At 65.4% G+C, this 4652-nt stretch carries 6 protein-coding genes; all 6 read left to right on the top strand.

What is annotated here, in order from left to right; genetic code table 11:
* Window positions 1-238 precede the first annotated feature (238 nt).
* Window positions 239-610, top strand: coding sequence for an IS66-like element accessory protein TnpA (gene tnpA, locus OC446_RS29435; RefSeq protein WP_262032451.1), 372 nt, complete (start codon window positions 239-241; stop codon window positions 608-610).
* Window positions 607-774 carry an IS66 family insertion sequence element accessory protein TnpB gene (gene tnpB, locus OC446_RS29430; protein WP_410055171.1) on the top strand — a complete coding sequence of 56 codons (168 nt, stop codon included), beginning with the start codon at window positions 607-609 and terminating at the stop codon, window positions 772-774. The genes tnpA and tnpB (OC446_RS29430) overlap by 4 nt, the downstream gene beginning before the upstream one ends.
* Before the next feature lie 302 nt (window positions 775-1076).
* Complete coding sequence (locus tag OC446_RS29425; protein ID WP_262032450.1) at window positions 1077-1265, top strand: hypothetical protein; 189 nt, start codon at window positions 1077-1079, stop codon at window positions 1263-1265.
* Complete coding sequence (locus OC446_RS29420) at window positions 1243-3327, top strand: recombinase family protein (RefSeq protein WP_262032449.1); 2085 nt, start codon at window positions 1243-1245, stop codon at window positions 3325-3327. The genes OC446_RS29425 and OC446_RS29420 overlap by 23 nt, the downstream gene beginning before the upstream one ends.
* Before the next feature lie 7 nt (window positions 3328-3334).
* Entirely contained in the window at window positions 3335-3553 is a 219-nt protein-coding gene (tnpB, locus tag OC446_RS29415; protein ID WP_315986562.1) for an IS66 family insertion sequence element accessory protein TnpB, read from the top strand.
* A gap of 45 nt (window positions 3554-3598) precedes the next feature.
* The coding region (tnpC, locus tag OC446_RS29410; RefSeq protein WP_262032448.1) for an IS66 family transposase at window positions 3599-4652 on the top strand (1054 nt) is incomplete at its 3' end.

Raw genomic sequence — 4652 nt, 5'->3', positions numbered from 1 at the left:
CGAGCCCGTCGAGGAGACGGTTGCGGATCGGCCAGAGACCGCTAAGGTGCCCGCCTTCTAACTCCGGCAGATGCTCCACCTATCCGGCCGAAAACGTTGCTCAAACAAACCGAGCCACCTCTGTTCCATTCCTGCCTCAAGCGGCAAGACCGTAAGCACTCGGTGCGCGCCCTCTTGTGAGAGTGAGGTTTGCGCGTGACGTTCTGACCTTAAGGCTAGCTTTAAGGTCAGCAGATCGATGAAGATCGAAGTTCTCGGCACAGAGCGCCGGCGGCGCTGGAGCCTCCAGGACAAACTCCAGATCGTGGAAGAGACGATGCAACCGGGCGTGACGGTGACCGAAGTGGCCCGCCGCCATGGGCTTGCCCCCAGCGTTGTCTTCACCTGGCGCCGGCTCGCCCGCGAAGGCCGACTGGGCGACGCTGGTCCCGCCTTCCTGCCGGTCGAGATCGCGCCCGTGCCGGTGCAGACCACGCCTGTGGGATCCTCGCCGCGGCGCACTGGCTTGATCGAGATCGTCCTGGGCCGCGGGCGACGCATTCGGGTGGACCGCGAGGTCGATGCCGAGGCGCTGCGGCGGGTGCTGCAGGTAATGGAGAGCCTGGCATGATCCCGATGCCGACCGGCACGCGCGTATGGCTGGCCACTGGCCACACCGATATGCGCAAGGGCTTTGGCGGCCTCTCCTTGCTGGTGCAGGAGACGCTCAAACGGGATCCGCATTCGGGCAACCTGTTCGTCTTCCGGGGACGCAGAGGCCAACAAGCGACATAAAGCATACGGTTTTCGATCTGCGATCATTGCTTATCCCTGGCATCCGCTGTTCGGACAGACCGTTCAGGTCTCGCGGTATCGGCGCGGTAAGGCCTTGAGCTTCGTCTATACCCAGGAGCGGCCGGACCTCTCGCGGGAATTGCCGGACTGGATGCTCGACCAGGCCTATTGCGCCGGCATGAGCTTGGGATCTCCCCAGGTCAGCCTCGCGGGCCTGGCCGAGCTAGCCGCTGTTCTTGCGTCGTGGACGACGAATCGCCGCCATGGTGCACGATCTCGTCCTTCGCAGAAGGAGATCGGTCATGCCAAGATCCCGCCACCGCTCCCGGGCACAGCTCACTCTGGCGCTGGAGCCCCACAAAGCACCGCCGCCCATGGCCCCGACCCTGAAGGGGATCGTCGAAGCCCTCGCCGAGCTTCTGCTCGACGCTGCTCAGGCCGAACGCCCGACACGCCAGGGAGGCTCCCATGACCGCCCGGATCACCACTGAGCATCTGCGGCGCGCGGCCGTCGTCTATGTCCGCCAGTCGACGATGGCCCAGGTCATGGGCAATCTCGAAAGCCAGCGCCGGCAGTATGATCTGGCTGGGGAAGCGCAGGCCAAGGGCTTTGCCTCGGTCACTGTGATCGACGATGATCTGGGACGCTCCGGATCAGGCCGCAGCGAGCGCCCGGGCTTCGAGCGGCTGGTCGCTCTGGTCTGTTCCGGCGAGGTCGGAGCCGTTTATTGTATCGAGGCGTCACGCTTGGCCCGCAATGGGCGTGACTGGCATCATCTGATCGATCTGTGCGCACTGGCCGGCTCGCTCGTGATCGATCCCGATGGGGCGTACGATCCGCGGCTGGTCAACGACCGCCTGCTGTTGGGGTTGAAGGGAACCATGTCGGAATACGAGCTGAGCCTGATGCGCCAGCGCGGGATCGCGGCCCGCGATGCGAAGGCGCAACGCGGTGAGTTCCGGTTCATGCTGCCGCCCGGCTTCTGCTGGAACGAGGAGGGCCGGATCGAGATCGATCCTGACGAGCATGTTGCCGACACGATCCGGTTGGTCTTCGCGAAGTTCCAGGAGTTGGGCAGCGCCCGCCAGGTCTTTCTTTGGCTCAGGGACGCGGCGATCAAGATGCCGGTCGTGCGGCGCAATGTTGATGTGTGCAAGCTCGTCTGGAAGGCAGCGGCTTATCACAGCGTCGTCCAGATCCTGCACAATCCACTCTATGCCGGCGCCTATGCATTCGGCCGCACGGGGCAGCGCACCCGCCTCACGGATGGCCGCGCCAGGACCGTCGGCGGACGCAAGGCCAGGAACGAGTGGAGCGTGCTCCTGCGGGATCATCATCCCGGCTACATCACCTGGCAGGAGTTCGAGGACAACCAGAAGCTTCTGCTCGAGAACGCGCATATGAAGAAGAACTGTGCCCGCAAGTCGGCCCGGGGCGGACGGGCGCTTCTGACCGGGCTGATGCGATGCGGCCATTGCGGGCGCATGATGCGGGTCTTCTACGGCATGGGAAAGGGCAATGCGCACCGCTATCAGTGCCGCGGCGACGATGCCCATGTCGGGTCCGGCCTGTGCATCGGCATCGGCGGGGGTCGGATCGATCGGGCGGTGGCGCATGAGATCCTGGATACCGTCTCCGAGCGGGCTGTCGAAGCGGCGATCCTGGCCGCCGAGCATGCCGAGCGGGTGCGTCAGGATGTGATCGCCGCTGTACGGCGCGAGCTCGAACAGGCCCGTTACGAGACCTCTCTCGCCGAACGGCGCTACGAGTTGGTGGATCCGGCCAAACGTCACGTCGCACGGGAGCTGGAGGCGCGCTGGAACGATGCTCTTGAGCGGGCCGCGCAGATCGAGCGTCGGCTGGAGGAGCTCTCTGCTTCCCTGGCGGCAGGCCCGCCCATCGACCGGGCCCGTCTGCTTCAACTCGCCCACGACCTACCCGCGGCCTGGAACGCAGCGGCAGATATGCGCAGCAAACAGCGCCTGCTCCACATCGTGATCCAGGAGATCGTCTGCAATCTGGATGACGCGACGAACGAAGCCGTGCTGTTGATCCATTGGACCGGTGGACGCCATAGCGAAGTCCGGGTGGCCCGTGTCAAATCCGGCCGTTACCCAACCGACAGAGCGCCCTCCGCCGTGGAGGCGTTGCGCACCATGGCGGGCCATTGGCCGGATCGGGAATTGGCGGTAGCGCTCAACCGGATGCGCTGCCAGACGGGCGATGGCAACACCTGGACGACGGTGCGGGTGCGGGAGATGCGCGAGCGCCTGGGGTTGCCGAACTACGTGGCGGATCCCGCAAGACCGCAAACCGTCACCCTGATGAAGACGGCCGAGCATTTTGGCATCTCCATCGAATCCGTCAAAAGGCTTGTGTCGCGCGGCATCCTGCCCGCGACCCAAATCATGCCGGGCGCTCCCTGGCTCGTTCCCGTCGAAGCGCTCTCGTGTGAGACCGTTCGCCAAGGAGTGCAGGCGGTCATCGCCCGCAGGCCGAAGAACTATGAGAATTATCAGGACATTAAGATGATCCGCCTCCCGGGGATCTGAAGAAAGGCTGCATTATGAAAGAAACTTCGGTGATCTGATCAAGGTCCTCTGGTACGACGGCCAGGGCCTTTGTTTGTTCTCGAAGCGCATTGATCGGGGTCGTTTTCTGTGGCCGTCGCCGGCCGACGGCACGGTGTCGATTTCCACCGCGCAGTTGGGCTACCTGCTCGAGGGCATCGACTGGCGCAATCCCCAGCAAACCTGGCGCCCGACCGCCGCCGGATGAGCCGCAAAGCCTTGCCATGCAACGGGTTCGTGGCACACTGGAGATGTGGCAAATCACCCTGATCCGCTTCCCACCAGTCTGGCTGACGCTCACGCGATGATCCGCGCCGAGCGCGCCGCCCGTCTGGCGGCCGAAGCCCGCGCGGGGGATCTGGAGATCGCTCGCGCTGCGTTGGAAGTCGCCCGGCTTGAGGCCACTCAGGCCCACGCTGCTCGCTATGCCCTGGAGCTGGAGATCGAACGGCTCAAGCTGCAGATCGCCAAGTTGCGCCGTCAGCACTTCGGCACCTCGTCGGAACGCAGTGCCCGTCTCGAGCAGCTGTTGCTCGCCCTGGAAGACCTGGAGGAGAGCGCGGCCCACATGGATGCCGAAGCGGAGGCGAAGGATGCCGCCGCGGCGCCGGCGGCGCCCCAGTGGACGGTCGAAGAGTTGAAGCGAACGAAGCCTGCCCGCAGGCCCTTGCCTGGGCACCTGCCGCGCCGGCGCGTCGTCGTTCCTGCCCCGACCGCGTGCGCCTGCTGCGGCGGAGGCCTGCGCAAACTCGGCGAGGTGGTGACCGAGACCCTGGAGCGCATCCCGGCGCGTTGGGTCGTGCTGCAGACGGTGCGTGAGAAGTTCAGCTGCGCGGCTTGCGAGACGATCACCGAGACGCCCGCACCCTTCCATGCCATTCCGCGTGGCCGCGCCGGTCCCCACCTGCTGGCCGAGATCACGGTCGGCAAGTTCGGGCTGCATCTGCCGCTGACGCGTCAGAGCACAGTGTTTGCCCAGGAAGGTGTCGATCTGGATGTCTCGACCTTGTGCGACTGGATCGGTGCGGTCGCGGTTGCGACCCGGCCCTTGAGCGCGCTGATCGCCGAGCATGTGATGAAGGCCGAGCGGCTGCACGCCGACGACACGCCGGTGCCGGTGCTGGCTAGGGGCCAGACGAGGACTGGCCGGCTCTGGACCGTGGTGCGCGATGACCGTCCCTTTGGCGGCGCCGATCCGCCGGCTGCGGTCTACTTCTACTCGGTCGATCGCAAGGGTGAGCATCCGCAGTCTTTCCTGAAGAGCTACAGCGGGATCCTGCAGGCGGATGCCTATTCCGGCTTCGGGC

Origin of the sequence: Microvirga sp. Mcv34 (genome assembly GCF_024519725.1) — a bacterium.
Taxonomy (GTDB): Bacteria; Pseudomonadota; Alphaproteobacteria; order Rhizobiales; family Beijerinckiaceae; genus Microvirga.
The sequence above is the reverse complement of the archived record's forward strand: the minus strand, read 5'-3'. Positions and strand labels throughout refer to the sequence as shown.